The organism is Sphingomonas sp. Leaf20 (assembly GCF_001421535.1).
GTDB lineage: Bacteria > Pseudomonadota > Alphaproteobacteria > Sphingomonadales > Sphingomonadaceae > Sphingomonas.
This window is the reverse complement of the sequence record NZ_LMKN01000010.1, coordinates 14991-39474: the sequence shown is the minus strand read 5'-3', so window position 1 is coordinate 39474 and position 24484 is coordinate 14991. Positions and strand designations below refer to the sequence as shown.

General features: G+C 63.9%; 25 protein-coding genes. 14 read left to right on the top strand and 11 right to left on the bottom strand.

Annotation, left to right across the window (positions count from 1 at the left end; translation table 11 throughout):
• Nucleotides 1–22 precede the first annotated feature (22 nt).
• The 3 genes from ASE72_RS19805 to ASE72_RS17190 all read left to right on the top strand — a co-directional run bounded on the left by ASE72_RS19805 (nucleotide 23) and on the right by ASE72_RS17190 (nucleotide 2774).
• Nucleotides 23–220: an NAD(P)-binding protein gene (locus tag ASE72_RS19805; protein ID WP_082446246.1), complete on the top strand. Its 198-nt coding sequence runs from the start codon at nucleotides 23–25 to the stop codon at nucleotides 218–220.
• On the top strand, nucleotides 171–353 hold the full coding sequence (locus ASE72_RS17195) for a hypothetical protein (RefSeq protein WP_056024507.1): 183 nt from the start codon (nucleotides 171–173) through the stop codon (nucleotides 351–353). Before ASE72_RS19805 ends, ASE72_RS17195 begins: the two co-directional genes overlap by 50 nt.
• 249 nt (nucleotides 354–602) lie before the next feature.
• Entirely contained in the window at nucleotides 603–2774 is a 2172-nt protein-coding gene (locus ASE72_RS17190; protein WP_082446245.1) for a TonB-dependent siderophore receptor, read from the top strand.
• Nucleotides 2775–3085: 311 nt separating this feature from the next.
• Here the strand turns inward: ASE72_RS17190 and ASE72_RS17185 are convergent, their stop codons facing one another.
• Nucleotides 3086–3559: an Lrp/AsnC family transcriptional regulator gene (locus ASE72_RS17185; RefSeq protein WP_056024501.1), complete on the bottom strand. Its 474-nt coding sequence runs from the start codon at nucleotides 3557–3559 to the stop codon at nucleotides 3086–3088.
• 105 nt (nucleotides 3560–3664) lie between these two features.
• Between ASE72_RS17185 and ASE72_RS17180 the strand changes: the two genes are divergently transcribed.
• Together ASE72_RS17180 and ASE72_RS21225 are read left to right on the top strand one after the other, a co-directional pair.
• Complete coding sequence (locus tag ASE72_RS17180; protein ID WP_056024498.1) at nucleotides 3665–4555, top strand: EamA family transporter; 891 nt, start codon at nucleotides 3665–3667, stop codon at nucleotides 4553–4555.
• Nucleotides 4556–4653: 98 nt separating this feature from the next.
• Entirely contained in the window at nucleotides 4654–5001 is a 348-nt protein-coding gene (locus ASE72_RS21225) for a lysozyme inhibitor LprI family protein (protein WP_082446244.1), read from the top strand.
• Nucleotides 5002–5094: 93 nt separating this feature from the next.
• Here ASE72_RS21225 and ASE72_RS17175 read toward each other — a convergent pair whose 3' ends face one another.
• The 6 genes from ASE72_RS17175 to ASE72_RS17155 form a co-directional block, all read right to left on the bottom strand.
• Nucleotides 5095–5454 (bottom strand): DUF3325 domain-containing protein, encoded by a 360-nt coding sequence (locus ASE72_RS17175; protein WP_056024496.1) that lies wholly within the window; start codon nucleotides 5452–5454, stop codon nucleotides 5095–5097.
• A complete protein-coding gene (locus ASE72_RS17170; protein ID WP_056024493.1) occupies nucleotides 5451–7046 on the bottom strand; it encodes a PepSY-associated TM helix domain-containing protein in 1596 nt (531 codons plus the stop codon). The genes ASE72_RS17175 and ASE72_RS17170 overlap by 4 nt, the downstream gene beginning before the upstream one ends.
• Nucleotides 7043–7357: a hypothetical protein gene (locus tag ASE72_RS17165; protein WP_056024489.1), complete on the bottom strand. Its 315-nt coding sequence runs from the start codon at nucleotides 7355–7357 to the stop codon at nucleotides 7043–7045. Before ASE72_RS17165 ends, ASE72_RS17170 begins: the two co-directional genes overlap by 4 nt.
• The gene (locus ASE72_RS17160) at nucleotides 7354–9510 is read right to left on the bottom strand and encodes a TonB-dependent siderophore receptor (RefSeq protein ID WP_235532430.1); all 2157 of its coding nucleotides are present in this window, start codon (nucleotides 9508–9510) and stop codon (nucleotides 7354–7356) included. The genes ASE72_RS17165 and ASE72_RS17160 overlap by 4 nt, the downstream gene beginning before the upstream one ends.
• A gap of 458 nt (nucleotides 9511–9968) precedes the next feature.
• The gene (locus tag ASE72_RS21220; protein WP_082446243.1) at nucleotides 9969–10505 is read right to left on the bottom strand and encodes a J domain-containing protein; all 537 of its coding nucleotides are present in this window, start codon (nucleotides 10503–10505) and stop codon (nucleotides 9969–9971) included.
• Between the two features lie 284 nt (nucleotides 10506–10789).
• Entirely contained in the window at nucleotides 10790–11365 is a 576-nt protein-coding gene (locus tag ASE72_RS17155) for a TetR/AcrR family transcriptional regulator (protein ID WP_056024484.1), read from the bottom strand.
• A 117-nt stretch (nucleotides 11366–11482) separates the two neighbouring features.
• Here ASE72_RS17155 and ASE72_RS17150 point away from each other — a divergent pair, with 117 nt between their 5' ends.
• Entirely contained in the window at nucleotides 11483–12181 is a 699-nt protein-coding gene (locus ASE72_RS17150) for a glutathione S-transferase family protein (RefSeq protein ID WP_056024480.1), read from the top strand.
• A 51-nt stretch (nucleotides 12182–12232) separates the two neighbouring features.
• Complete coding sequence (locus ASE72_RS17145) at nucleotides 12233–12631, top strand: VOC family protein (protein WP_056024477.1); 399 nt, start codon at nucleotides 12233–12235, stop codon at nucleotides 12629–12631.
• A 550-nt stretch (nucleotides 12632–13181) separates the two neighbouring features.
• Here the strand turns inward: ASE72_RS17145 and ASE72_RS17140 are convergent.
• Together ASE72_RS17140 and ASE72_RS17135 are read right to left on the bottom strand one after the other, a co-directional pair.
• Entirely contained in the window at nucleotides 13182–13592 is a 411-nt protein-coding gene (locus ASE72_RS17140; protein ID WP_056024474.1) for a (R)-mandelonitrile lyase, read from the bottom strand.
• Between the two features lie 137 nt (nucleotides 13593–13729).
• Complete coding sequence (locus tag ASE72_RS17135) at nucleotides 13730–14476, bottom strand: SDR family oxidoreductase (RefSeq protein WP_056024824.1); 747 nt, start codon at nucleotides 14474–14476, stop codon at nucleotides 13730–13732.
• A gap of 287 nt (nucleotides 14477–14763) precedes the next feature.
• Here ASE72_RS17135 and ASE72_RS17130 point away from each other — a divergent pair, with 287 nt between their 5' ends.
• Complete coding sequence (locus tag ASE72_RS17130) at nucleotides 14764–15846, top strand: glycoside hydrolase family 43 protein (RefSeq protein WP_235532429.1); 1083 nt, start codon at nucleotides 14764–14766, stop codon at nucleotides 15844–15846.
• Here ASE72_RS17130 and ASE72_RS17125 read toward each other — a convergent pair.
• The gene (locus ASE72_RS17125; protein WP_056024468.1) at nucleotides 15843–16328 is read right to left on the bottom strand and encodes a PaaI family thioesterase; all 486 of its coding nucleotides are present in this window, start codon (nucleotides 16326–16328) and stop codon (nucleotides 15843–15845) included. The genes ASE72_RS17130 and ASE72_RS17125 overlap by 4 nt on opposite strands.
• A gap of 124 nt (nucleotides 16329–16452) precedes the next feature.
• Nucleotides 16453–17235: a glucose 1-dehydrogenase gene (locus ASE72_RS17120; RefSeq protein ID WP_056024464.1), complete on the bottom strand. Its 783-nt coding sequence runs from the start codon at nucleotides 17233–17235 to the stop codon at nucleotides 16453–16455.
• Nucleotides 17236–17414: 179 nt separating this feature from the next.
• On the opposite strand from ASE72_RS17120, the gene ASE72_RS17115 reads away from it, so the two are divergent.
• The 6 genes from ASE72_RS17115 (at nucleotide 17415) to paoC (ending at nucleotide 24449) form a co-directional block, all read left to right on the top strand.
• Nucleotides 17415–18110, top strand: a complete 696-nt coding sequence (locus ASE72_RS17115; protein WP_056024461.1) for a RibD family protein — start codon at nucleotides 17415–17417, stop codon at nucleotides 18108–18110.
• A 210-nt stretch (nucleotides 18111–18320) separates the two neighbouring features.
• Nucleotides 18321–19553, top strand: coding sequence for an MFS transporter (locus ASE72_RS17110; RefSeq protein WP_056024459.1), 1233 nt, complete (start codon nucleotides 18321–18323; stop codon nucleotides 19551–19553).
• Entirely contained in the window at nucleotides 19550–20668 is a 1119-nt protein-coding gene (locus ASE72_RS17105; protein ID WP_056024456.1) for an XdhC family protein, read from the top strand. The genes ASE72_RS17110 and ASE72_RS17105 overlap by 4 nt, the downstream gene beginning before the upstream one ends.
• On the top strand, nucleotides 20652–21290 hold the full coding sequence (gene paoA / locus ASE72_RS17100; protein ID WP_056405795.1) for an aldehyde dehydrogenase iron-sulfur subunit PaoA: 639 nt from the start codon (nucleotides 20652–20654) through the stop codon (nucleotides 21288–21290). The genes ASE72_RS17105 and paoA overlap by 17 nt, the downstream gene beginning before the upstream one ends.
• A complete protein-coding gene (locus ASE72_RS17095; protein ID WP_056024453.1) occupies nucleotides 21287–22237 on the top strand; it encodes an FAD binding domain-containing protein in 951 nt (316 codons plus the stop codon). The genes paoA and ASE72_RS17095 overlap by 4 nt, the downstream gene beginning before the upstream one ends.
• A gap of 4 nt (nucleotides 22238–22241) precedes the next feature.
• Nucleotides 22242–24449 (top strand): aldehyde oxidoreductase molybdenum-binding subunit PaoC, encoded by a 2208-nt coding sequence (paoC, locus tag ASE72_RS17090; protein WP_056024449.1) that lies wholly within the window; start codon nucleotides 22242–22244, stop codon nucleotides 24447–24449.
• Nucleotides 24450–24484 lie beyond the last annotated feature (35 nt).

The window sequence follows — 24484 nt, the reverse complement described above, 5'->3', positions numbered from 1 at the left end:
CACGCCGGCACGGACGGATATCATGCGGATCGGAATCATCGATGCGGGGATGGCAGGCCTGTCCTACGCCCAAGCGCTCCGTCATCAGGACCACAATGCCATTGTGTTCGATAAAAGCCGCGGGCCCGGTGGCCGTATGTCTACCCGTTGCATCGACACGCCGCTGGGTGATGTTGCGTTCGATCAAGGCGCGCAAGGGCTGGACGGCGCGCGCGCCTGACGAGGATTTCGCGGGGGCCGCCGAAGAATGGAACAAGTGGTTCGACGCCGATCCTTCAGCACGGCAAGGCGCCAAGATGCCAGTGCGGATCGCTGGAATGAAAGTGCCGATTGCGATGATCGCTGAAGCCTAACATGACTCGCCGAACTGCTACGCTGCGCTCAGCATTCGCACATTAGACCCAGTTCCGGACATTTAGCACCGATCTGGAGCCTGCTTAAACCAGTCGTCCGTTCATTTCCCCCGCAGGATCGGTCGATCGTCTAGGCACGACTAGGGTTACTCCTGCCCTCGAGTACGCCATGCCGCAATTAATGATAATGACTTTCATTAGTGTTTATTTGATCTCACGAGACCGCAAGACATCTCTGGGGGGATACGAATGACTGCCTTACTCGCCGTTCTCATGGCCACGGCCAATCTTGACGCTTCGCCCGTTACGCTGCCAGATCCCGGGGCCGAGGCCGCGCTTCAGGCCCGCCAAGCCGCGGATGAGATTGTCGTAACTGGCGCACGTACTGAAGGCAGCAGCGACTATACGATCCCCGGGCAAACGACCGCAACGCGGCTCAACCTTACGCTCCGAGAGACGCCGCAGTCGGTCAGCGTTGTCACGCGCGCGCAGATCGAGGATTTCCAGCTTAATGACGTCAATACGTTGCTTGGCACGGTTCCCGGCGTGAACGTGCAAGCTGGCGAGACCGACCGAGTGTATTTCTCCGCACGCGGCTTCGACATCCAGACGTTCCAGGTTGACGGCATCGGCGTTCCGTTCGCGTTCGGCATCCAGACCGGTTCGATCGATACCGCCTTCTACGATCACATCGAGGTCGTCCGCGGTGCCCCCGGCCTGCTCTCGTCGACCGGCAACCCGTCCGCCGTCGTGAACTTCATCCGCAAGCGTCCTACCAAGGATCTGCAGGTGCGCGCGAGCGGGCAATATGGCTCGTTCGACCAGTATCGCGGCGAGGCCGATGTCAGTGTGCCGATCACCAAGGACGGCAGCATCCGGGCGCTTGCAGTCGGGGCGTACCAGGACGGCGACAGCTATCTCGACCGCTATGGTCTTCGTCGCTGGGTCGGCTACGGTATCGTCGAGGCGGACCTTGGTACCAGCACGACGGTCAGCGCGGGCTATGGTCATCAGGACCATAAAAGCCGCGGCGCGATGTGGGGTGCGATCCCGCTCACCTACAGCGACGGGACGCCGTTGAACTTCGCGCGCTCGTCGAACGTCGCGCCCGACTGGTCGAGCTGGAACGTGATTGACCGCCAGATCTTCGGCGACATCACGCACCGGTTCGGCAATGGCTGGGTTGCGCGTGCGAGCGCGATCCGCCGTGCAACCGACGAGAACAACACGCTGTTCTATGTCTACGGCAACCCGCTGCGAAACGACGCCGACGGCATCGGCATAGATCCGGCAACCGGGCTCCAGGTCGGGATCCAGAGCTATCCGGGCAAGTTCCCCGCAACCACGCGCAACCTCACGATGGAGGCGTACATCGCCGGCCCAGTGACGTTCCTGGGGCGTGAGCACGAGATCAACATTGGCGTGAACCGCAGCGCGCAAGACTATGTCCAGCAGTCGAGCTACGACAACAGCACGATCGGGACCTACCTGCCCTATCCCGACCTGTTCGCGGGAAATTTCTCGCTGCCCAATTTTCCCACGACGTTTTCGAGCGACCCTGCGTCGAGCCAGAATACCCACACACGGCGCGAGACTGCCTATGGTCTCATCCGGTTCAATCCCGGCGACGCGGTGAAGGTGATGTTCGGTGGCAACGTGACGCATGCCAAGAGCACGGGCTTTTCCTACGGCGGCAACACCGATTTTGACGCGACGCGGTTCCTGCCGTTCGCCGGCGCTACGGTCGACGTGACGAGCAACCTCAGCCTCTACGGCAGCTACGCGACGATCTTCAATCCGCAGAACCAGCTGCTCGACATCAACAACCGCATCATCGATCCGATCGCGGGCGAGAACCTCGAACTCGGGATCAAGGGCGACTGGTTCGCCGGTCGGCTGAACGCGACGGTCGCGGTATTCAAGACGCGGCAGGACAATACCGCCGAAGCGGCGGGCATCGTGACCGAGAACAACGTCACCCGCACCTATTATGTCGGGATCGATGCGCGGTCGGAAGGCGTGGAGATCGATGTCGGCGGGCAGCTCGCGCCGGGCCTTCAGATGACGGGCGGATATACGGTAATGCGGATCGAGGACCCGGAGGGCAATCCGGTGCGGCGTTATGTCGCGCGCAACACCGGGCGGCTCAATCTCAGCTATACGCTCCCGATGCTGCCCGCCCTCAAGCTGGGCGCCAGCGCGCAGTATCAGAGCCGGATCATCTCGCCGACCGGGCTGGGCCGGCAGGGAAATTATGCGCTACTCGACCTGCTGGCAGCGTACGGCATCACGCCGAACATTTCGGCTGCAGTAAACCTACGCAACGTCACCAACACCAAATACCTGACTGCAACCAATTTCGACGGCGGTTATTATGGCGCACCGCGTTCGGTGCTGGGTACCATCAGCGTGCGATATTGAGGAGCAGGCGTGGGGTGGACGTGCCACGTGGGCCTAGGCTTGAACATCTCACGCATGCAGCGCTACGCAATCAGTGATTCAACCGAGATGAGCACGTGACTGCATCCATCGGCCCAGAGCGCGACTTCAGCGTGTTGCCCTCGTTCATTACTATGCGCCTCGCGGTTGACCCAGAAACGGTCGCTCAGCAGTCTCAGTGCCCCGATCGAAAGCGGCCTCTTGTTCAGCTTGCCGATCAGTCCAGATGGCGAAAAGCTGCACGGCCTTGTGGATGTGACTCCAAGCCCCGGACTGGGTGATCAGCGCGCCGCCTATGCGACGGGAACGGGGCTCGCATCCTTGACCTGGCGGATGACGACCAGCGTCTTGAAGCTGCGCACGCGATCGTCCGCAGCGAACAATTCGCGTACCAGTTCATCGTAGCTCTCCATGTCGCGCGCCAGCATGCGGACGACAAAGTCGTGATCGCCAGTGACGTTCCAGGCCTCGATCACTCCGGGAACGTCCTTCAGCATCCGCACCATCTCGTCGACCGTGCGCGCGTTCTCGCGTTCCATCGTGACCAGCACGAGCATCGACAGCGGCCAACCAAGGGTGCGAGGGTGGACGACCGCCACCTCTCGGTTGATCGCCCCGGTGTCACGCAGGCGCCGTATGCGTCGATAGCAGGCCGGCGCGGACAGCCCGATCTCGTCGGCGAGGACGGGAATAGGTGTCTGCGCGTCGACCTGCAGGCGTTCCAGCAGCTTCCGGTCGAACGCGTCGAGGGCGATAGCCTTGCTCATCGTGAGCCGTGTAGCCGATAAACTTTATCGGTTCAGCGCGAAATCGAACCACGCTGATCGCGCTCGGTGGGTACATTCCTGGCAGTAGCCCCAACGAGAACAGACATGACCCTTGTACTACGCACACCGCATACGTCCTCGACTACCGACTATCCGGCGCTTGGCGCTCTCGTCCTGTCGCTCGTGTCCGTCACCTGTGGCGCGTCGTTCGCCAAGCGCCTGTTCCCGATCGTCGGTGCCGACGGCGCGACCGCGATCCGCCTGATCGTTGGTGCGCTGGTCCTGTCGATCATCCTGCGGCCTTGGCGCCTGCGCCTCGACGCCGGCTGGCGGCCGCTGGTCGGCTACGGCGTCGTGCTCGGGGCGATGAACCTCAGCTTTTACAACGCGCTCACATACATTCCGCTCGGTGTCGCCATCGCGATTGAGTTCACCGGCCCACTCGCGGTCGCCGTTTTCACCTCGCGACGTTGGATCGACTTCGTCTGGATCGGCTTGGCCGTGACCGGCCTGACACTGCTGCTGCCCCTGTGGAGCGGTTCGGCTTCGCTGGACTGGCGCGGGATCATGCTGGCGCTATTCGCCGGTGCGTGCTGGGCTCTGTACATTCTGATCGGCAAGCGCGCGAGCGAGGCGCACGGCCCGGCCGCGGCCGCTGGTGGCATGATCGTCGCAGCTCTGGTCGCGGCACCGGTCGGTATCGCGGAAGCCGGTACCGCTTTGCTTCGTCCGGAGGTGCTCGCCCTGGGGCTTGTCGTCGGCATCCTGTCGAGCGCCATCCCCTATGGCATGGAGATGATCGCGCTCCGGCGGCTGCCGTCGAATACGTTCGGCACGCTGATGAGCGCCGAACCAGCGGTTGGTGCGCTGATGGGCCTGGCGCTGCTCGGCGAGGTGCTGAGCACCGGACAGTGGCTGGCGATCGGGCTGATCGTATGCTCCTCAATCGGCGCGGCGATGACCGCTCGTCGCGGCACCGTTCCGCTCCAAATCTGACCAGCGTTGCTGGCGGGCATCGGCTGACGCGACAGGACGACCGCTAACGTCGCAACCGAAGGCGGTGCCCGACGTTCATCGGACAACGGAGATCACCGATGCTCGTCCTCGTATTTGCCCTCGCCGCCTCCAGCCCGCTCGATCGCTGCCTAAACGCAGGTGAGGCGGCAAAGGGCGTAACATCCGCGATGTCGGCCTGTTTCGTCGCAGACTACAAACGGGCAGATGCTCAACTGAACGCGACGTATACCAGGACGATGAGGCGTCTACCTGCTGCCCGTCGGGTTACCCTCAGAACGTCGCAACCAGCGTGGATCCGGGAGCGTGATGTGGCCTGTCCGCTTGACGATCGCGACGGTGCCGGCACGATTGAGACGTTGAACCATCCTGCCTGTTTGACGAAGCAGACCACCCGCCGGATCGGTTGGCTAATGCACTATCGCTGACATCGTCGACGCTCGCCCGATGGCTAGCTCCGACGACCCACGAGCCGACATTCGTAGGCTCTTGTCGGCTACCCAATATCGGCCAATCATTCATCAGATCGATGCGCCGCACCTGCAGGCCAATCCGTTACACAGGCGGCTGGAAGCGCTCACCGATGGGCTAGGGATTTCCGGATCGCGCATCGCACGAGCGGGAACGAAGTTGAGCGCGAGGAAGGCGATCCCGGCGCCGGCCATGATCGCGCCTGCCCATAGGATCGGCCCGAAGATCCATCCTCGGGCAAGAAGCGCGGGCGCGACGCTTACAACCAGCGAAAGCCAGCCGCCGGTCCGCAACATTTTACACCGCGCCGCCTGCGGACATGCCCCGAACCGACGGCGATGATGCGCCTCGGTCGCCAGGCCAAGCAGGAAGAACGCGGCGGTGGCGAGCAGGAGTGACAGGATGCTCATTCGGCGGGCTCCGGAACCCTGGAGGCGGTGGCGGTTCTAGCCCTGCGAACGCGCTTTGCAACGGGGCGATGGTGCGCGACGCGGCGGGCAAGTAGCAGAAACGCTATTCCAAAGACCGAGATCGCCGCATCGATGCTGGCGATCATCATGTCGCCTATCGCCAGCGACGCGAACAGCCCGCGATCGGTCGCGACGACGTCGTACACCGGCAACGCGACGAGCAGCACGCCGGTCAACGCGAACAGCGCCGGCCACACACGCGCCGGCCTGACGACGAACGCCGTCACCGCGACGATTGCCCAGGCGATGAGCAATACGTTGATCTCCCAGTCCGCACGCTCGCCAAGTGTTACCGGCAGCAGGCGGTTGGCCCAGAAGAAGCACGCGATCCCGAGCGGGAAGCCGCCGATCACCGCGACGTTGAGCCGCTCGACGAGGCGGAACCCGAAATGCGGCCGGGTCGGGTCGGGCAGGCGCTCGCGACGCTTGACCGTCCACAGCACGAGACCGCTCGCGACCATCAGCGTGCCGGCGATCCCGCACAGGAAATACAGCCAGCGGCCGCCGTTGCCTGCGAACCGTCCGGCGTGGAGCCCGACCATCGCGCCCGCGGTCTCGGCGGCGGCGCCGGGTGGCGGCGAACGCCAGACGAGACGCCCGGTCACGCCGTCATAGGTCAGTCGCGGCGTCCGCGACGACAGCATCGAATGGGCGCTCTGGCTGATCGTGATCCGTGCGGCGGCGTCGCCGGGATCGCTGACCTCGATGAAACTGGCGGGCGCACCGAGCCGGCGTTCGGCGTCGGTGGCGATCCGTCGCAGGTCGATCAACGGCGCGGGACGGCCGGTCCGCTCGACCACATTGGCGGTCGGGAACAGCGCGGCGAACACGGTATTCTGATCGGTATAATTGGCGACGACCGCCCATGGCATCAGCAGCGTCATCAACGTGACCAGCCCGGTATAGGTGATCATCAGGTGGAACGGCAGCGCCAGCACCGCGGTCGCGTTATGCCCGTCGAGCCAGGAGCGCTGGCCCTTGGCACGGCGCAACGTGAAGAAATCCTTGAAGATCTTCTTGTGCGTGACGATCCCGCTGACGATCGCGACCAGCATCATCATCGTCGCGAACCCGACCAGCCACCGCGCCCAGATCACCGGCATGTAATGGAGATCGAAGTGGAAGCGGTAAAAGAAATCCCCGCCCCGCGTCTCGCGCGCCTGCGCGACCTGTCCGTCGGCGCCGATCAGCGCCTGCGTGTCGCCGCGCCCTCGCCTGCCCCGCCTGCCATGCTCTTCGCCGGGCTTCGGCTGCGGCACCCAGAAGACCTGCGCACCGGGCGATCGTTCCGTCGCTACCGGGATGATCCAGCTCTTCGCATCGGGCGCTTTGCGAGCAAGGAACGCTTGCGACCCTGCCAGCACGCGCATCGGCTGTTCGACGCGCGCGATCTCGGGCCGCATCCAGCGGTTGAGCCCCTCGCGCCAGAACGCGATCGTGCCTGCGACGAACACGAGGAACAGGATCCAGCCGAGCAGCAGCCCGGACCACGTATGCAGGAACGCCTGCGACTGTCGAAAGCCCTTTCTCATAGCCGCCCCGTCGCGTCGATCGAGACCCATGCGATCGCCGCGGCGATCCCGGCGGCGATGGCCAGCGTCCAGATCGCCCGCCAGCCGCTACGCGCCGCGAACGCCCACATCGCCGCGAGCGCGCACACGGCGAGCGCGATCAGCGAGGCGGTGACGCTCGCCTCGGCACGATCACCGGGCAGCAGCCGCGCGATCGCCATCGCCCAGAGGCTCGCGGTCGCATAGCCGAGTGGCACCGCGGCAACGACGCGCAGCGCGATGTCGCCACGTCGCGCCCAGCGTACACGGGCATGCGCGTCGCTCGCCGTCATTCGAATGTATACCGAAGCGTCGCGAACGCGGTGCGCGGGCTGCCATAGTAATTGCCGCGACCGGTGGCGGCGATGCGCGCGTAATAGCTCTTGTCGAGTACGTTCGCGACGTTGACCGAGACGCCCACCCGGTCGTTGAACTTGTAGCCCGCACGCAGGTCGAGCACCGCATAGCTGGGCTGGCGTACGATGGTGGACCGGGTCCGCAGCGTGCCGTCGGCGTTGAATACCGCTGCGTTGCCGCCGAAGGTCGAGCTGAACCACGTCACGCTACCGCCGAGGCTTGCGCCGGCCAGCGGCCCGTCGACCGGCGCGTAATTGGTGAACGCCTTGATCATATGCTTAGGCACGATCGGCACCAGTGGCAGCCCCTCGAACGCGGTGGTCTGGTCCTCCAGATACTTGGTCTTGGTGTAGGTGTAGCCGCCATTGATCCGCCAGCCGGGCAGGATCTCGCCGGTCGCCTCGGCCTCGATACCGCGCGAGCGGACCTTGCCGGTCTGCAGCACGACGGTCTGGATGTCGGGATCGTTGAACAACCGGTTGGTCTGCGTGATCTGATACGCCGCCGCCGACAGCAGCAGGCGATCGTTCATCAGCGAGAGCTTCGTCCCCGCCTCATATTGCGCACCGACCAGCGGCTCGATCTGCTGCCCGTCGGGACGTGCCCGGCCGACCGGTGCCGCCTGCGGCGTGAAGCTGTCAGCATAGCTCGCATAGAGATTGAGCTGCGACGTTACGTCCCAGACAATACCCGCATAGGGCGTGAAGCGGTTGTCGATCCCGTAGCGGGTCGACGGCGGCAAGACACCGCTTGGTGTCAGCAACGTGGTCGTCGTGGTATCCCACCACGTCACGCGGCCGCCACCGATCAGCGTCAGGCCGGCAAGCAGGCTCAGCCGCATCTGCCCGTAGATGCCGTATTGCTCGACGTCGGTCGAAGAACCGCCATAGACCTGCAGCGCGCAATTGGCGGGCGCGGGCGTGATCGCGGTGCTGGAATTGGGACAGGTCGCCCCCGTCCCCTGCACCGGATAATAGGGCGACGCGCCATACGGGTTCAGCGGCGGCTCGAACGGCGAGACCGGATTATACACGTCGATCCGCGCATAATTGGACAGCCGGGTGAAATAGGACGTGCCCGAACTCGCCTGGTAATCGGTGCCGAGGATCAGCGTCTGGTCGCGCCCGAACAGCGGGAAGCTGCCGATGCCGTTGAAGTCGAACGAGCGCGTCTGCTGCTTGCTGTCGCCGCGATAAGCGATGTGGCTGGTCGAGCCGTTGGTCGCGGTGACCGGCTGGTTGCCGATATAGCTGTAGATGTCGACGCGATCGACGTCGGTGAACAGCCCGGTCGCGCGCAACGTCCAGCGGTCGCTGATCTTGTGCGCCAGTTCGGCGAACCCGGTCCAGGTCTCGGCGTTGAACCGGTTCCAGTCGGCGCCGAGATAGGTCGACCGCTTCACGTCCAGCAACTTGCCGTCGCTGCCGTCCGCGCCGCCGATGATGCCGGGCAGTCCCGACTGCACCGCCGGACGGAAGCGGTCGTAATAGCCGCCGACCGTCAGCGTGGTGCGCTCGCCGATCTCGAGCGAACCGACCGCGAACCCGCCGATGCGGTTGCGGTGGGCGGTGACGAAGAACTGGTCCTGGTCCTGCGCCATCGCGCCGACGCGCAACCCCGCCTTCGATCCGATCGGCGTCGAGACGTCGAGTTCGAAGCGTAGATTGTCGTAGCTGCCGGCGCCGGCGCTCGCCTGCATCCTGAACGCGTCGAGCGGCCGCTTGCGCACCATGTTGATGCTGCCCGCCGGATTGCCCGATCCGCTGAACAGACCTGCCGGGCCGCGCAACACTTCCAGCCGATCGTAGAAGAATAGGTCCGGCACGGCGGACGGGAAGTTGAACGCAAAGCTCGGGACGCCGTCCATCAGGTAATTGGTGATCGCGAACCCGCGCGAGAAGAACGACGGGTCCTCGCTGCCGACGCCATTGACGGTGATGCCATTGGTCGCGGTCAGAGCGTCTTCCAGCGTGAACAGGTTCTGCGCCTCGATCTGATCGCGATCGATCACGGTAATGGTGTTCGGCGTGTCCTTGAGCGGCGTCAGGGTCTTTCCGACCGCACGACCATAGCTTTTGCCGATGACCATGATCTCGTCGGACTTCTCCGCATCGTCCGATCCGGTGGACGTTTCTACGGTCCTTGGCTCCTCAGCCGGAGCTGGCAAAGGTGCCCCGACAGACGCTGCGCTCGCCAGCAATATACTCGAAAAACTCATACTGAACCCCCGTTATCGGAAGGCCTCTATGTCATGTGCTGTTGCGAGTCACTAGCAATATAACAGCTTTGTCATGATCGTTGAGACGGGCGCGCGCAGGCGCACGTTTAACCTATTGGGATTCGCAAAAAATATTATGTCGTACGAGGCTTATGGTTCGCCGGCCGCGCCTGTTAATTTTCAGCGCGCGATGGAAAGCAATTCGACCCATAATCAGACGTCCCCGCCCCCTTCCCAGCTCCCCAACTTCGGCCGCTCGTTCATCTCCGCGTTACGACGGCTTTTGGCGCCTGACCCTGCGAACTTGAATGTCCCGACCGGGCGTTAGTTTAAGAAGCAGGCTGTCCAAGTCCGAGTTTTGTGCCCGATGAGCTGCGGACGTCTTTTGCGGAGGGCTCACGCATGGGATTAGCGGCGACGCTACGTCGAGCCGTAGGTGCCAATCCGGATTCCTCATTCCACAGAACCAGGATTGTAGCGATCGGTGCGGCGGTGAGGATCAGCAGGAAAAGGCCCATCAGCCATTCGTTGGGCTGTAGCGGCTGCGAGAAGCTACCGCCGGGCTGCATCGACGGGCTAGGTCGCATCGGGCGCCTGCCGGCTTTCCTGGGGTGAAACGGGCGGTCCTCGGTCGCTCGGTGGGCAGACGGCCTGATCTGCGACCGATCATAGGCGGCACGTGCTTCCTTCTTTCCCAAAACGGAATACGCCTCGTTGATCTCTTTCGCACGAGCAGAGACATCCACACCATGGTTGGCATCGGGGTGATATTGACGGAGCAGCGCTTTCCACGCGGCGTGGATAGTGTCGCGACTTGCCGTCGAGGGAACACCTAGAACTGAATAATAGTCGGGTGGGAGAGCCATTTAACCGTTACTTGCGGCTAAAACGCGAGAAAGGAAAGTCCGCCTGGCGCGTGATCTTAACCGGGCCTTCTCGGTGAGGCAAAGGGCGGCTTTAGGCGCTAACAGTCAGATGGCTACCATTCCCATCCACAACTCCGTGCTTTTGACGACACCACGCCGCCCCGCCCCGCCCCCGGCGCTGACCCAGAAACGGTCATTAAGCCCTCACCCCGCCAGTCCCCATACCGGTCATTGGTTCATGTCTGTCGAGCGTGCAGCTACGCGAATTCGGACACCACAAGGAGCTAGCTGGGAAGCGGCCCGGCCGCGCGGTAGCTTTCGACCAGGGCATCGAATACGGCGATGTCGGATCTGCTGCGGGCAATGATCTGTGCGCCGGCAACTGCCGCGTAGATTGCGCGCGCTCTTGCCTCGACGCTTTCCGGCGATCCAATCGCTGCGGCGGCAAGCTGTTTACTGAGCCACGCCACGTTGACGTCGGCGAAAGCCTGTACCTGTTTGAGAACCGGCTCAGGCAGCTCGTCACGCTCGGCCGCCATGAAGCTGCTGAGGCACATCCGATTGTTACGCTCCAGAGACGCCCGGAAGATGCTCGGGTATCGTCGTAACGCGTCCCTCGCGTCCTTCGCGTCGGTGGATATCGCCTCGAGATCGCGGGCGATATCCACTTGGTAGCGACGGGCCACCGCCTCACCGAGCAACGCCTTGTTGGCGAAATAATAGTTGATGCTGGCCGCCTTGATGCCGACCGTTGCGGCAAGGTCGCGGAAGTTGATGCCGCCGTAGCCGCGCGTCATCGCCGCCTCGCGTGCGGCCAGCAGGATCGCCTCCCGCGTATTCTCCTTCGTCGTTGCCGCCATCGTCACGCCTCCACCTGTCATATGCCAGACAGGGATTGACGAGGCAAGTTTTACGCCGCAGATACATACCTGTCATCTGACAGGCAGGTGATATGATCGATGAAAGCGAGACCTCCCATGGCCGATACGCTGGCGCTCTTCACCTCCCCTTCTGCTTTCCCTAATCCACAGCGGCTGCGCATTTTCATGCACGAGAAGGGCATCGCCGACCGGTTTGCCGAAACTGTGTACGACATGTCGCCTGTGGGTGAACAGCGCGGGTGGCGACACCTGAAGATGAACCCGTGGGGCGAAACGCCGACGCTGGTGCTGGCGGACGGGTCGTTCCTGAGCGAGACGTCGGCTATCGCGCGCTACCTCGACGACAGCTTCGAAGGCCGCAAGGTCATGGGCGAGACGCCGATCGAGCGCGGCCTCGACCAGATGTGGGACAACCGGGTCTGGGTCCACATCCTCTATCCGATCGTCACCGCCTTCCACGTCCTGCACCAGGGCCTCGGGCCCAAGTTGGAACTGACGCACAACGCCGCATGGGGTGAGCATTCGCGCAAAGTGGCGCTTGCGCATGCAGCACTGGTCGACCGGCATTTTGCCGACGGGCGGACGTGGCTGCTCGGCGGAGACAAACCGACCTTCTCGGACATCACGCTAGCCACCGCGATCGCGTTTTCCAAATACCCGGTGAACGCCACCCCGCTGGACGAGCGTTTTGAGCATATCGACGCGTTCTGGCGGCGGTGGCAGACCCGGCCGGCCTTCATGGCTGCCTACGCCGACGGGCAGAGCGGTGTTTCGGAACTGGATGACCGCTCGTAGCGTCCTCATCACCCGTATCTATTGAATAACGCCTTGAGCAGGAGAACAAGCATGCTGTTTCATACTATGGTCGGATCAAACGACATCGAACGATCGAAGCGATTCTACGATACGGTGCTTGGCACACTCGGTGTAGGTGAACCGATGCGGAATATCGCCGATAGCGGCCACACCCGGCTCATCTACAATAATGGCAACGGAACGAACTTCATCGTTAGCCAGCCAATCAACGATGAACCTGCGACCGTCGCGAACGGCAGTACCGTCGCCTTTTCATGCAACTCACCTGAGCAAGTAAAGCAGCTTCACGATGCCGCAGTTGCCAATGGGGGCACCTCGATCGAGGCCCCGCCTGGCCCACGCGAGACTGCGTCGATGGGGACGATCGAGCTCGCCTATTTTCGCGACCCCGATGGCAATAAGCTTTGTGGGATCCATTTCCCCAAGTGATATTGGCGCCGCATGTCAACTTTAAGGTGCCGCCCGTCGTAGCGTGGACGGGCGGCAGGCTCGTCACGAAGGACGGGCGGTAGACGGTACCGCTTTGAAGACCCATAGCCGGTCATTCGCGGTTCGTTTTCGGCTTCCCAACTTCAGACATTTGTTCATCGAAATATTTGTGGTCGGCTTCCGGGCTGCCGACGCGGGAGCGAACTTATAAGACGCGATCGCTCGCCATCGACCGCGTGCCAAGCCTCAGTTTAGGATGGCGCCGCTGTTCGCCCGCGTGAAGGCTTCGTCCGGATCAGGCGTCGCGCCTCTGTCCTGAGGGCGATCGCCGTATCCCGGTCGCTTGGCGAGATCGTTCCCATCGACCCGAAATATCGACCTTGTAGACCGGTTCGCTCCAGTCGTTCGCACGACCTCGTCAAACGCGATCGATACTGCGTCATCGCCATAGCCGAGGATGCCGGTCACCCTCTCCGTGATCGCGTCAGCAAGCCGGCTTCTGATCGTCCGACTTGCCCGGCCATAGCTTGACGATGACGTGCGGTACCACTCAGCCCTTCGCCAACGGCGCGAGATATTGCTCGTCGCTCACCTTTTCCATCCAGGTTACGGGTGTGCCATTCACAGATTCCTGGATGGCGATGTGAGTCATGGCGTCATGCGCGGTCGCGCCATGCCAGTGCTTGTGTTCAGGGGGGCACCAGAGCTGGTCGCCCGCATGGAATTCGAGCTTCGGTCCGCCCTCGACCTGCGTCCAGCCGACACCTTCGGTGACGATGAGCGTCTGCCCGGCCGGGTGGGTATGCCAGGCGGTGCGTGCGCCCGGCTCGAAATGGACCACGGCACCGCCGACGCGCGACGGCTCGGGCCGCTGGAATTGTCCGGTGATCGTGACCTTGCCGGTGAAATACGCGTCGGGGCCGGGGACCGTCTTCAGGTCTGCCTTGCGGGATATATCCATCTTGCTCTTTCCTTGCTGTGCGTGTGCGACGCCGTTGGACGCCAGGAGAATTGCCGAAATTGTCAGAACTCTGATCATCATCGTCCTCGATAAACAGTGCGCAACGCTGCGGTGGCCCTCTGCTGTGAAGCCAAAAATCATAATTGCTGCGCAGTCGGGCGGAAGATGATCTCGTTGACGTCGACATCATCGGGCTGACTGATCGCAAACGCCACCATCCTGGCAAAGCTGTCGGCTGAGATACCGACCTTGCCGACATAATCGCTGTTTGCGGAGCGGACGCCCTCGTCCGAGATCTGCTCGAGCAACTCGGTCTTCACCGCGCCGGGGCACAGGATAGTGGTCCGGATGTTGTAGTCCTTCACTTCCTGACGGAAGCCTTCGCAGATGGCGCGGACCGCGAACTTCGTGCCGGAATAGACCGCCGATGCTGGGAAGACGACGTGGCCGGCAACGGAAGAGGTCGTGATCACCTGGCCCGATTTCTGCGCCTTCATATGCGGCAGCGCGGCCGCGATTCCGTACAGCACGCCCTTGATGTTGACGTCGACCATGCGGTCCCATTCATCCACCTTGAGGCTTTCCAAAGCCGACAGGGGCATAATCCCGGCATTGTTGATGAGGACGTCGATCCCGCCAAAGCGCTGTACGGCGGTGTCGACGAGGTTGGCGACCGCTGCACGGTCGGTAACGTCGGTCTGCACAGCCAGAGCCTGTCCGCCCGCCGCCACGATCTCTGCGACGAGCGTTTCGAGGCGACCTGTACGGCGCGCGCCGAGCACGACCGTCGCGCCGCACGCCGCCAGATGCCGTGCCGCCGCCTCGCCGAGGCCGCTCGAGGCGCCGGTAATCACGACGACCTTATCTTTGATACGGTCAGTCATTTCACTGCCCTCCATTTCAGCAATTGATCGGGGCGGCGATACGCCGACCTCGGTGTGCTTACGTTGCAGACGGAATATGGGACACGCGGCAGGCTAAATTACCCGCTATCTGGTTGATGCTTCGATGAACAGATTTCATCAATCCGAACCATCAGCATCCAACGCGACTCCGCGATCGATTGGTCGACAAATCCGGGAGATTGTCTGGATGACACGCTGGTCATTCGCGTTAAATACGGCGAATACCGTTTCAAAGCACACCCGTCCAAACTGCAACGGACCCAGTAATGCCTTTGATCGATCGACGAATGCTGTTGGCGGGACTCGCCGTTGGCGCTGCCACTTCGAGGACTGCGTGGGCAGCCAATCCCGTTCTGCCGGGCTGGTCCGCCGATCCGGAGATCCGCATTTTCGGCGATCGATACTGGATCTATCCGACCTATTCCGCCGACGGGCCCGTCCCCGCCCCGCCCAGCCGGTTCACCCGTTGGCAAACCCATGAACGCGCCTCGCCGACGATATGGAGCCCGTTTCTGCGACAGACGTTTCTCGACGCGTTCTCCTCGCCAGACCTGGTATCCTGGACCCGCCATCCGCGCGTCCTCGACGTCAAGGACGTCGACTGGGCGGCCTATGCGGTGTGGGCCCCTTCGGCGATCGAGCAGGATGGCCGCTATTTCCTGTTCTTCGGCGCGAACGACATCAAGACCGACCGACAGCGCGGCGGAATCGGCGTGGCGGTCAGCGACCGCCCGGAAGGCCCGTTCCGCGACGCGATCGGCAAACCCCTGATCGGCAGCATCGTCAACGGCGCGCAGCCGATCGACCAGATGGTGTTCCGCGACGACGATGGAACCTGCTACCTGTATTATGGCGGCTGGAAACACTGCAACGTTGTGAAGCTGTCGCGAGACCTCACCAGCCTCACCCCGTTCGCGGACGGCGAGACGTACAAGGCGATCACCCCCTCCGCCGACTATGTCGAGGGACCGTTCATGCTGAAGCGGCGCGGAATCTATTACCTGATGTGGTCGGAAGGCGAGTGGACGGGACCGCTGTACAGCGTCGCCTACGCTACGGCTTCCAACCCTCTCGGACCGTTCACACCGCGCGGCAAGATTCTCGAGCAGGACGCGCGCGTCGCTCGCGGCGCGGGGCATCATTCCGCTGTCTGCATCCCTGGAACGGATGATTGGTATATCGTCTATCACCGACGTCCCCTGGGTGAGACGAACGGCAATCATCGTCAGGTCGCGATCGAGCGGATGCATTTCCGTAAAGACGGCAGCATAGCGCCGGTCGTTCTGACCCAGGGCGGCGTGACGGCCCGACGCCTGCCGGTGGCGACTAAAGCGAGGCCAGGCTCTTAGGAGGCGCCATCAGCCGGATTTGCTACCGCTTTTCGTGGTCGAAGTTCGAAGACGAGCAGCGTCGACGTCGCCGTCGCGCAGAGCTGCCCCTTCTCGTTGACCAGGGTCGCCTCCGAAAATGCGGCGCGACCGCCCATCGACACAAGGCGTCCGACCGCCCGGATCTTCCCGCTGGAATCGTTCAGCGGGCGTAGAAACGACACCTTCAACTCCAGCGTCGTATAGCCGAAGCCCGGTTTCAACCCGGTGTGCGCAGCGATGCCGCAGGCACTGTCGAGGATTGCCGAGATATACCCGCCGTGCACCGTTCCCATCGGATTGTAGGACGTGCCGTCCGGCGTGGCTTCGAAGACGGCATGCCCGTATTCGACCTCGACCAGCGAGATGCCGAGCTTTTCCCCGAGCGGAGGCTGCCGCCCGGTCGCCAGCATCGCGCGAACCTGGGCAAGCCCGTCAGGAGTGATCGGAAGGTCAGTCGTCATGGGTCGATCTCACATAGCGGTTCTTGGTAAAGCAGAGGCAACGACTGGATCTCAACGATTTCCAGGCGCTCGGAACGAGGCAGCGGCGCCACGACTGGCCGCTGCGCGCGCTGCCAGTACCTGATCAACCGCCAAGACCGACCGTCTGTCCACCATCCACGACCATCGCATGACCGACCATGAACGCAGCCGAGTCGGAGCAAATGTAGAGCACCGCGGCGGCGATCTCCTCGGGCTTGCCCATGCGGCCGATCGGCTCCTGCGCGATCATCTTCTTCTGGCCTTCCTCGGTACCGCCAGACACCCGGTCGGTGATCATCGGCGTTTCGATGATGCCGGGGCAGATGACGTTCACGCGGACATTGTCGCCGATATATTCGAGCGCAGCCGACTTGCTCATTCCGATCACGCCGTGCTTGACGGCAACGTACCCGGCCTGCCCTGCAATTCCGACGACGCCTGCGCCCGACGAGGTGTTGACGATCGCGCCGCCGCCCCGCTTCTGCATCAGCGGAATCTGGTATTTCATGCAGAGGAACACGCCGCGCAGATCGATCGCGGTCATGCGGTCGAAATCCTCCTCGCTGAGGTCCGCCAGCGGGATCTGCTGCTGCTCGATACCGGCGTTGTTGAACGCGATGTCGATGCCGCCAAAGGCCTCGACCGTCTTGTCGAGCGCGGTACGAACGTCCTCGCTCTTCGAGACGTCGCAGGTGATCCCGACCGCGCTGCCCCCCGCTGCCTCGATCGCCGCGACGACCTCGGCAACGCCGTCTCCGTTCAGATCAACGACGGCGACATGTGCACCAGCCTCGGCGAAGGCGATGGCAGTGGTGCGCCCGATTCCATTGGCGGCGCCGGTGACGAAGGCGATCTTGCCTGCGTAATTCTGGTTCTGGTCGGCCATCTCGATTTCCTTCGCGCTGAAGCGGCTCGATCGCCGCGGATATGGTTCAGAACGAAGTCGGTCGATGCCGCTTCCATGAAATCCCCTCACCGATCCGGTGCAGTAGCCTCATTGGGCCGACAGGCCGCTGCGGTCGTTCCTCGTGACTAGATTTAAAGACAAGCCCGGGATTCCCGTACATGAAGCCGCATATCATCTGTCACATGGCCAGCAGCATCGACGGCAGGATCCTGCCTGAACGCTGGACGCCAAGCGGCGCGCATTCGCATGATATTTACGAGGACCTGCATGACAGGCTCGGAGGCGGGTCATGGCTCGTCGGCCGTGTCACCGGCCAAGAGTTCGCCAAGCGCGACGCGTATCCGGACCAGCCGGAGGCGAGCTTTCTCCGTACCGCCTGGCTCCCGAACCACGCGGCGGAAGCGTATGGCATCGTGTTGGACGCTCATGGCAAGATCGCGTGGGGGCGTAGCGATGTAAGCGGCGATCCTATCGTGGTCGTGCTAACCAAGGCGGTATCGGACGCGCATCTCGCGGGACTGCGCGAGGACGGCGTCGGCTATGTCTTTGCCGGCGAGACCGACCTCGACCCGCACGAGGTCGTAGAAATTCTGAATACCGAACTGGGGATCGACCGCCTGCTCCTCGAAGGCGGCGGTCACCTCAACGGCGGCTTTCTCCGTGCCGGCCTCATCGACGAGATCAGCCTGATGCTCGTGCCTGCGATCGACGGGGCATCGGGCGCTCCGGCCGTTTTCGAAGGCTCCGGCACGGCGGCTTCGGAACGGTTGCCGATCGATACTCTGGCGTTGATGAGTCATGACGTCATGGACGGCGGGACCGTCTGGCTTCGGTACCGGGTCACTCCAGCCTGACGGTTCGCGGTTTTACGGGCGTGTGCATGAGCAGCGCTCACCAAGGCATCAACGTCTGGCTGAATTGTCGGTCGGATCGTCCTTCCCTAAATTAGCATTCTTCGCAGCCAACCGTTCGTCCCCGAACCGGCACGGCACGAGCGCCCGGATCCGTCGCGATCCCCCTCCACGACGGGTCCGGGCGCATTTGGCACAATCAGGAGAGCCATCATGGCAAGTCCCATCGCCGCGGTTGCGGACACGGATGCCGCGCGCATCGACGATCGGCCCGCCCGCTGGGGCGCGGTATATGCAATGGCACTGTGCAGCTTCGTGCTGATCGCGTCCGAGTTCATGCCGGTCAGCCTGCTGAGCCCGATCGCACACACGCTGAATCTGACCGAGGGCAAGGCCGGACAGGCGATTTCCATATCCGGGCTGTTCGCGGTCATCACTAGCCTGTCGCTGTCCTCCGTACTGGGGAAAACGGACCGTCGGATCGTGCTGCTCGTCCTGACCAGCATGCTGGTGGTCTCCGGTGCCATCGTCGCGTTTGCGCCGACCTATCTGGTCTTCATGGCCGGCCGCGCGCTGCTCGGTATCGCCATCGGCGGGTTCTGGTCGATGTCGGCTGCGATCGCCATGCGACTGGTGCCGAGCCACGCGGTCCCCAAAGCGCTCGCGGTCATCAGTGGCGGCAATGCACTGGCCACCGTGCTCGCGGCGCCGCTGGGCAGTTTCGTCGGCAGCCTGATCGGGTGGCGCGGCGCATTCTTCTGCGTGGTACCGGTCGCCGTCGCGGCCGTGATCTGGCAGGCGCTGACGCTGCCACCGCTTCCGGTTGCAGAACGACAGAGCGCCCGCGGCATGTTCGCCCTGCTGCGCCGGCCGCCCGTGGTATTCGGCCTGCTGACCGTCGCGATGCTGTTCGTCGGGCAGTTCGCGCTGTTCACCTATCTCCGCCCGTTCCTCGAGCAGGTGACGCATGTCTCGCCGGCCATGCTGTCGATCATGCTGCTCATTCTCGGCGTATCCGGATTCATCGGCACCGTCCTGATCGGGCGGGTGCTGAACGGGGGCCTGTTCCTCACCCTTGCCGTGCTGCCAGCGTTGATGGCGGCAACGGCGGCGGCACTGACGGTGCTTGGTACGTCCGTCGTGGCGGTCGGAATATTGCTTGCGGTTTGGGGTTTCGCAGGCACGTCCGCGCCGGTGGCGTGGTGGACATGGCTGGCGCGCACGGTGCCCGACGAGGCCGAGGCTGGCGGCGGGCTGATGGTGGCGATCGTGCAGCTCGCGATTACGCTGGGCGCGACGATGGGCGGCATTGTCTTCGATGCAGCGGGTCCGCGCGCCGAGTTTCTCGCCAGCGCCGGCCTTCTTGCGATTGCAGCACTCGCCGCGGTCGCGATCGGCCGAGCCGATCGTCGCCCCGCCGCCCCTGCCCAAGCCGTAGCGGCATGAAGCAGGCGCTGGCGATCCTGCGCTTCCTGCGCGACTGTGACGAACGGGGAGAGCGGGCCGCGCTGGTGACGCTGACCGACGTCACCGGCAGCGCGGCCCGCGCGCCGGGCGAGCATATGGCGGTGGCCGAAAGCGGACGGTCGCTGGGCTCGTTTTCCGGTGGGTGCGTGGAAGCCGCCGTGATCGCAGAGGCGCAGGAGGCCCTTGCCGAAGGGCGCGCACGTCACGTGCGCTATGGCGACGGTTCGCGCTACATCGACATTCGGCTGCCCTGCGGCGGGGGCATCGACCTGCTGTTCACGCCGACACCGGATCGTCGGCAGATCGATCGCGCCATCGCCATTCTGGAACGGCGCGAGCCGGTCGTGCTCCACCTCTCGCTCGACGGGACTATCATTGCCGCTTGGTCTCGCGACGGTGATCGCACGCGGTGGCTCGATACGATTTTCAGCGTACGTCACGATCCGGTCCTTCGGCTGGTCGTCATGGGACATGGCGCAGAGCCCGCCGCGATGCTCGACATCGCCCACGCCTATGGCGCCGACGCCACGCTGTTGAGCCCCCAGGCCTCGCTCGTCGAGGACACACGGCGGCAGGGACGATCCGCGGATCTTCTCCGGTTCGTCGGCCGCGTGGACGGATTGGCGATCGATCCCTGGACCGCGGTCGTGACGCTGTTCCACGATCACGACTGGGAGACGCCACTCCTGCTCCAGGTCCTGGAGCAACGCCCGTTCTTCATCGGCGCGATGGGCAGCATGAAAACGCATATCGAGCGTCAGCGGCGCCTTCTGGAAGCATGGGCGGAGCGCGATGATATCGCGCGGGTTGTCGGCCCCGTCGGTCTGATCAAGGCGACACGCGATCCCCAGACGCTAGCGCTCTCGATCATGGCGCAATTGGTCCAGGCCTATGAAGCGACAACGGCGCTCGAAAAGCCTCGCCCGGAGAGTTGGGCCATGAGCCATCCTCATGGTTTCATTGAACATCATGCACGCTCCAAACGGCACGGCGACGCGTTACAGTCCGAGACAATCGTTGATGTAGATCAGACAGTTACCGCGGACGCGCGGTACGGCAGCAAGAGAGATGAAGCCCATGCCCAGCATATCTGAAGTAGAGCTTTCGCGCCGTGGGCTCCTCGCGGGCAGCGCGGCGACAGCCGTGATCGCCGCATCGCCGGCCGGCGCCGTCGCGACGACGCCGCCCCAGGCTAGCGCCACGCCGACCATGCCGGTGCGGTTCAAGGTCAATGGTGAGAAGCGCGAGCTCAGCCTCGATCCGCGGACGACCCTGCTCGACGCGCTGCGCGAACACCTGCACCTGACGGGCACCAAGAAGGGCTGCGATCATGGCCAGTGCGGCGCCTGCACCGTGATGGTCGATGGGGTCCGCATCAATTCCTGCCTGAGCCTCGCGGTGATGCACGAAGGCGACGAGATCACGACGATCGAGGGCCTCGGCACGCCGGACAAGCTGCACCCGATGCAGGCGGCCTTCATCAAGCATGACGGCTATCAATGCGGCTATTGCACGCCGGGTCAGATCTGCTCGGCCGTCGCGGTCCTCGACGAGATCAAGCGTGGCGTGCCCAGCCATGCGCAGGGCGACCTGATGACCAAGCCGACCGCGACGAACGTCGAGATGCGCGAGCGCATGAGCGGCAACATCTGCCGCTGCGGTGCCTATTCCAACATCGCCGAGGCCATGGCCGAAGTCGCGGGAGCAAAAGCATGAGAGCTTTCACCTATGAGCGCGCGAAGGATGCGAGCGCCGCGGCGCGCGCGGTCGCCGGCAACCCGGCGGCCAAGTTCATCGCCGGCGGGACCAACCTGCTCGACCTGATGAAGATCGAGGTCGAGACGCCGACGCATCTCGTCGACGTGCAGGATCTCGGTTTCGACAAGATCGAGGCGACGCGTGAAGGCGGGCTGCGCATCGGCGCACTGGTGACCAACACTAACCTCGCCGCCGACGAGCGGGTTATGCGCGATTACGGCGTGCTGACGCGCGCGATCGTCGCGGGGGCATCGGGCCAGTTGCGTAACAAGGCGTCGACCGCCGGCAATCTGCTCCAGCGCACGCGCTGCCCGTATTTCTACGACACCAACATGGCGTGCAACAAGCGCAAGCCGGGTTCGGGCTGCGCCGCGATCGGCGGATACTCGCGCCAGTTGGGCGTCATCGGCGTCAGCGACAGCTGCATCGCGACGTTCCCGGGTGACATGGCCGTGGCGATGCGCGTGCTGGATGCGGTGGTCGAGACGGTCGATGCGACCGGCCAGCGCCGGTCGATCGCGATCGCCGACTTCCACCGGCTATGGGGTGACACGCCCCAGCAGGATACCGTGCTGAAGCAGGGCGAACTGATCACCGCGGTGACGTTGCCCAAGCCGCTAGGTGGCAAGCATTTCTACGAGAAGGTGCGCGATCGTGCGTCCTACGCCTACGCGCTGGTGTCAGTGGCGGCGGTGATCCAGCCAGACGGTACCGGGCGCGTCGCGTTCGGCGGCGTGGCCCCCCGCCCCTGGCGTGTCGAGGCAGCGGACGCGCTGCTGCCACGCGGTGCCGCCGCGGTGACCGCGCGTGCGTTCCAGGGCGCGACGCCGACCAAGGACAACGCGTTCAAGCTCCCGCTTGCCACCCGCGCACTGGCCTCGGTCATCGCCGAAGCGAAGGCATAATCGCATGAAGTTCGATACACCCGCCGTCGCCAACCCGATCGACCGGATGAAGGTTGTCGGGCGCGCGCATACCCGCATCGACGGCCCGCTCAAGACGACCGGGCTGGCGCCCTATGCCTATGAGCATCATCGCGAGATCGAGAACGCCGCTTATGGCTATGCCGTAGGCACAGCCGTCGCCAAGGGCCGCATCAACGCGATCGACACGGTCGCGGCGAAGGCTGCACCGGGCGTAATCGCGATCGTCACCGCCGCGGATGTGGGCAAGCTTGGCAAGGGTAAGTTCAACACCGTCAAGCTACTCGCCGGGCCGGACGTCGATCATTATCACCAGGCAGTGGCGGTCGTCGTCGCCGAGACGTTCGAGCAGGCCCGCGCCGCGGCCGGCTTGGTCCGCGTCGATTATGCGCGCGGCAAGGGCAGGTTCGATCTGGATGCGGCGTTGAAGACGGCGCCGCTGACCGACGCGGACAAGCCCGGCAAGGGCGAAGACCGGGTCGGCACGTTCGAAACCGCCTTCGCATCCGCGCCGGTCAAGCTCGATGCGCACTATACCACGCCGGATCACAGCCATGCGATGATGGAGCCGTTCGCCTCGATCGCCGCCTGGAACGGCGACGCGCTGACGGTGTGGACGTCGAACCAGATGATCGACTGGGGTCGCACCGATCTCGCCACCACGCTGAACATGCCGAAGGAGAAGGTCACCTTCCTTTCGCCCTATGTCGGCGGCGGTTTTGGCGGGAAGCTGTTCCTGCGCAGCGATGCGGTCCTCGCGGCGCTTGGCGCGAAGGCGGCAGGGCGTCCGGTCAAGCTGGCGATGAGCCGGCCGTTCATGGCCAACAACACGACGCATCGGCCGGCGACGCGCCAGCGCATCCGCATCGGCGCAGCGAAGGACGGCACGATCACCGCGATCGCGCATGAGAGCGGCTCGGGCGACCAGCCGAACGGCAGTCCGGAAGCGGCAGTCCTGCAGACGAACCTGCTCTATGCTGGCGCGAACCGCCTGACGTCGATGCGCCTCGCGGTGCTCGACCTGCCCGAGGGCAACGCGATGCGCGCGCCGGGCGAAGCGCCGGGCCTGATGGCGCTTGAGATCGCGATGGACGAGATGGCGGAAAAGCTCCGCATGGATCCGATCGCCTTCCGCGTGAAGAACGACACGCAGGTCGATCCGAAGGATCCCAAGCGACGCTTCTCGCAGCGTGAGCTGGTCCGCTGCCTGACCGAGGGTGCACAGCAGTTCGGCTGGTCGCGTCGCAACGCGCAGCCCGGCCAGGTTCGCGACGGGCGCTGGCTGGTCGGGATGGGCGTGGCATCCGCGTTCCGTAATCACATGAACATGACGTCGGGTGCTCGCGTCCGGCTCGGCAATGACGGCATCGTCACCGTCGAGACCGACATGACCGACATCGGCACCGGCAGCTACACGATCATCGCGCAGACCGCGGCGGAGATGATGGGCGTCCCCCTCGACGCGGTCGTCGTCAAGCTCGGCAGCTCGGCATTCCCGGTCTCCGCCGGGTCGGGCGGCCAGTTCGGCGCCGCCAACGCGACGGCGGGGGTGTATGCGGCGTGCGTCAAGCTGCGCGAGGCCGTCGCCCAGCGTCTCGGCTATAATTCGGCCGATGCGGTGTTCGACGGCGGCAAGGTCACGAGCGGCAATCGCTCGGCCGACCTTCGCCAAGCCGCCTCCTCAGGCGAGTTGGTTGCCGAGGACAAGATCGAATATGGCGATCTCGACAAGAGCTGGCAGCTGTCAACCTTCGGCGCACACTTCGTCGAGGTCGGCGTCGATAGCTATACGGGCGCGACCCGCCTGCGTCGCATGCTGGCGGTCTGCGCATCCGGGCGGATCATCAATCCGACCTCGGCGCGTAGCCAGGTGATCGGCGCGATGACGATGGGTGTCGGCTCAGCGTTGATGGAGGAACTGGCGGTCGACAAGCGCTTCGGCTTCTTCGTCAACCACGACCTGGCCAGCTACGAGGTGCCGGTCCACGCCGACATCCCGCACCAGGACGTGATCTTCCTCGACGAGGCCGACGACAAGGCCAATCCGATGAAGGCTAAGGGCATCGGCGAGCTCGGCCTGTGCGGCGTCGGCGCGGCGGTAGCGAACGCCATGTACAACGCGACGGGCGTCCGCCTTCGCGATTATCCACTGACCCTCGACAAGCATTTCGATCGGCTGCCGGCGGTGGCGTGAGCCACGCCGCACTGGTCGAATGTGCTCTAGGGCGA

What these genes read in the sequence shown, in the direction of transcription:
- ASE72_RS19805 (WP_082446246.1), top strand. Translation starts at nt 23, where the DNA reads ATGCGGATCGGAATCATCGATGCGGGGATGGCAGGCCTGTCCTACGCC.
- ASE72_RS17195 (WP_056024507.1), top strand. Translation starts at nt 171, where the DNA reads ATGTTGCGTTCGATCAAGGCGCGCAAGGGCTGGACGGCGCGCGCGCCT.
- ASE72_RS17190 (WP_082446245.1), top strand. Translation starts at nt 603, where the DNA reads ATGACTGCCTTACTCGCCGTTCTCATGGCCACGGCCAATCTTGACGCT.
- ASE72_RS17185 (WP_056024501.1), bottom strand. Translation starts at nt 3,559, where the DNA reads ATGAGCAAGGCTATCGCCCTCGACGCGTTCGACCGGAAGCTGCTGGAA.
- ASE72_RS17180 (WP_056024498.1), top strand. Translation starts at nt 3,665, where the DNA reads ATGACCCTTGTACTACGCACACCGCATACGTCCTCGACTACCGACTAT.
- ASE72_RS21225 (WP_082446244.1), top strand. Translation starts at nt 4,654, where the DNA reads ATGCTCGTCCTCGTATTTGCCCTCGCCGCCTCCAGCCCGCTCGATCGC.
- ASE72_RS17175 (WP_056024496.1), bottom strand. Translation starts at nt 5,454, where the DNA reads ATGAGCATCCTGTCACTCCTGCTCGCCACCGCCGCGTTCTTCCTGCTT.
- ASE72_RS17170 (WP_056024493.1), bottom strand. Translation starts at nt 7,046, where the DNA reads ATGAGAAAGGGCTTTCGACAGTCGCAGGCGTTCCTGCATACGTGGTCC.
- ASE72_RS17165 (WP_056024489.1), bottom strand. Translation starts at nt 7,357, where the DNA reads ATGACGGCGAGCGACGCGCATGCCCGTGTACGCTGGGCGCGACGTGGC.
- ASE72_RS17160 (WP_235532430.1), bottom strand. Translation starts at nt 9,510, where the DNA reads ATGGTCATCGGCAAAAGCTATGGTCGTGCGGTCGGAAAGACCCTGACG.
- ASE72_RS21220 (WP_082446243.1), bottom strand. Translation starts at nt 10,505, where the DNA reads ATGGCTCTCCCACCCGACTATTATTCAGTTCTAGGTGTTCCCTCGACG.
- ASE72_RS17155 (WP_056024484.1), bottom strand. Translation starts at nt 11,365, where the DNA reads ATGGCGGCAACGACGAAGGAGAATACGCGGGAGGCGATCCTGCTGGCC.
- ASE72_RS17150 (WP_056024480.1), top strand. Translation starts at nt 11,483, where the DNA reads ATGGCCGATACGCTGGCGCTCTTCACCTCCCCTTCTGCTTTCCCTAAT.
- ASE72_RS17145 (WP_056024477.1), top strand. Translation starts at nt 12,233, where the DNA reads ATGCTGTTTCATACTATGGTCGGATCAAACGACATCGAACGATCGAAG.
- ASE72_RS17140 (WP_056024474.1), bottom strand. Translation starts at nt 13,592, where the DNA reads ATGGATATATCCCGCAAGGCAGACCTGAAGACGGTCCCCGGCCCCGAC.
- ASE72_RS17135 (WP_056024824.1), bottom strand. Translation starts at nt 14,476, where the DNA reads ATGACTGACCGTATCAAAGATAAGGTCGTCGTGATTACCGGCGCCTCG.
- ASE72_RS17130 (WP_235532429.1), top strand. Translation starts at nt 14,764, where the DNA reads ATGCCTTTGATCGATCGACGAATGCTGTTGGCGGGACTCGCCGTTGGC.
- ASE72_RS17125 (WP_056024468.1), bottom strand. Translation starts at nt 16,328, where the DNA reads ATGACGACTGACCTTCCGATCACTCCTGACGGGCTTGCCCAGGTTCGC.
- ASE72_RS17120 (WP_056024464.1), bottom strand. Translation starts at nt 17,235, where the DNA reads ATGGCCGACCAGAACCAGAATTACGCAGGCAAGATCGCCTTCGTCACC.
- ASE72_RS17115 (WP_056024461.1), top strand. Translation starts at nt 17,415, where the DNA reads ATGAAGCCGCATATCATCTGTCACATGGCCAGCAGCATCGACGGCAGG.
- ASE72_RS17110 (WP_056024459.1), top strand. Translation starts at nt 18,321, where the DNA reads ATGGCAAGTCCCATCGCCGCGGTTGCGGACACGGATGCCGCGCGCATC.
- ASE72_RS17105 (WP_056024456.1), top strand. Translation starts at nt 19,550, where the DNA reads ATGAAGCAGGCGCTGGCGATCCTGCGCTTCCTGCGCGACTGTGACGAA.
- paoA (WP_056405795.1), top strand. Translation starts at nt 20,652, where the DNA reads ATGCCCAGCATATCTGAAGTAGAGCTTTCGCGCCGTGGGCTCCTCGCG.
- ASE72_RS17095 (WP_056024453.1), top strand. Translation starts at nt 21,287, where the DNA reads ATGAGAGCTTTCACCTATGAGCGCGCGAAGGATGCGAGCGCCGCGGCG.
- paoC (WP_056024449.1), top strand. Translation starts at nt 22,242, where the DNA reads ATGAAGTTCGATACACCCGCCGTCGCCAACCCGATCGACCGGATGAAG.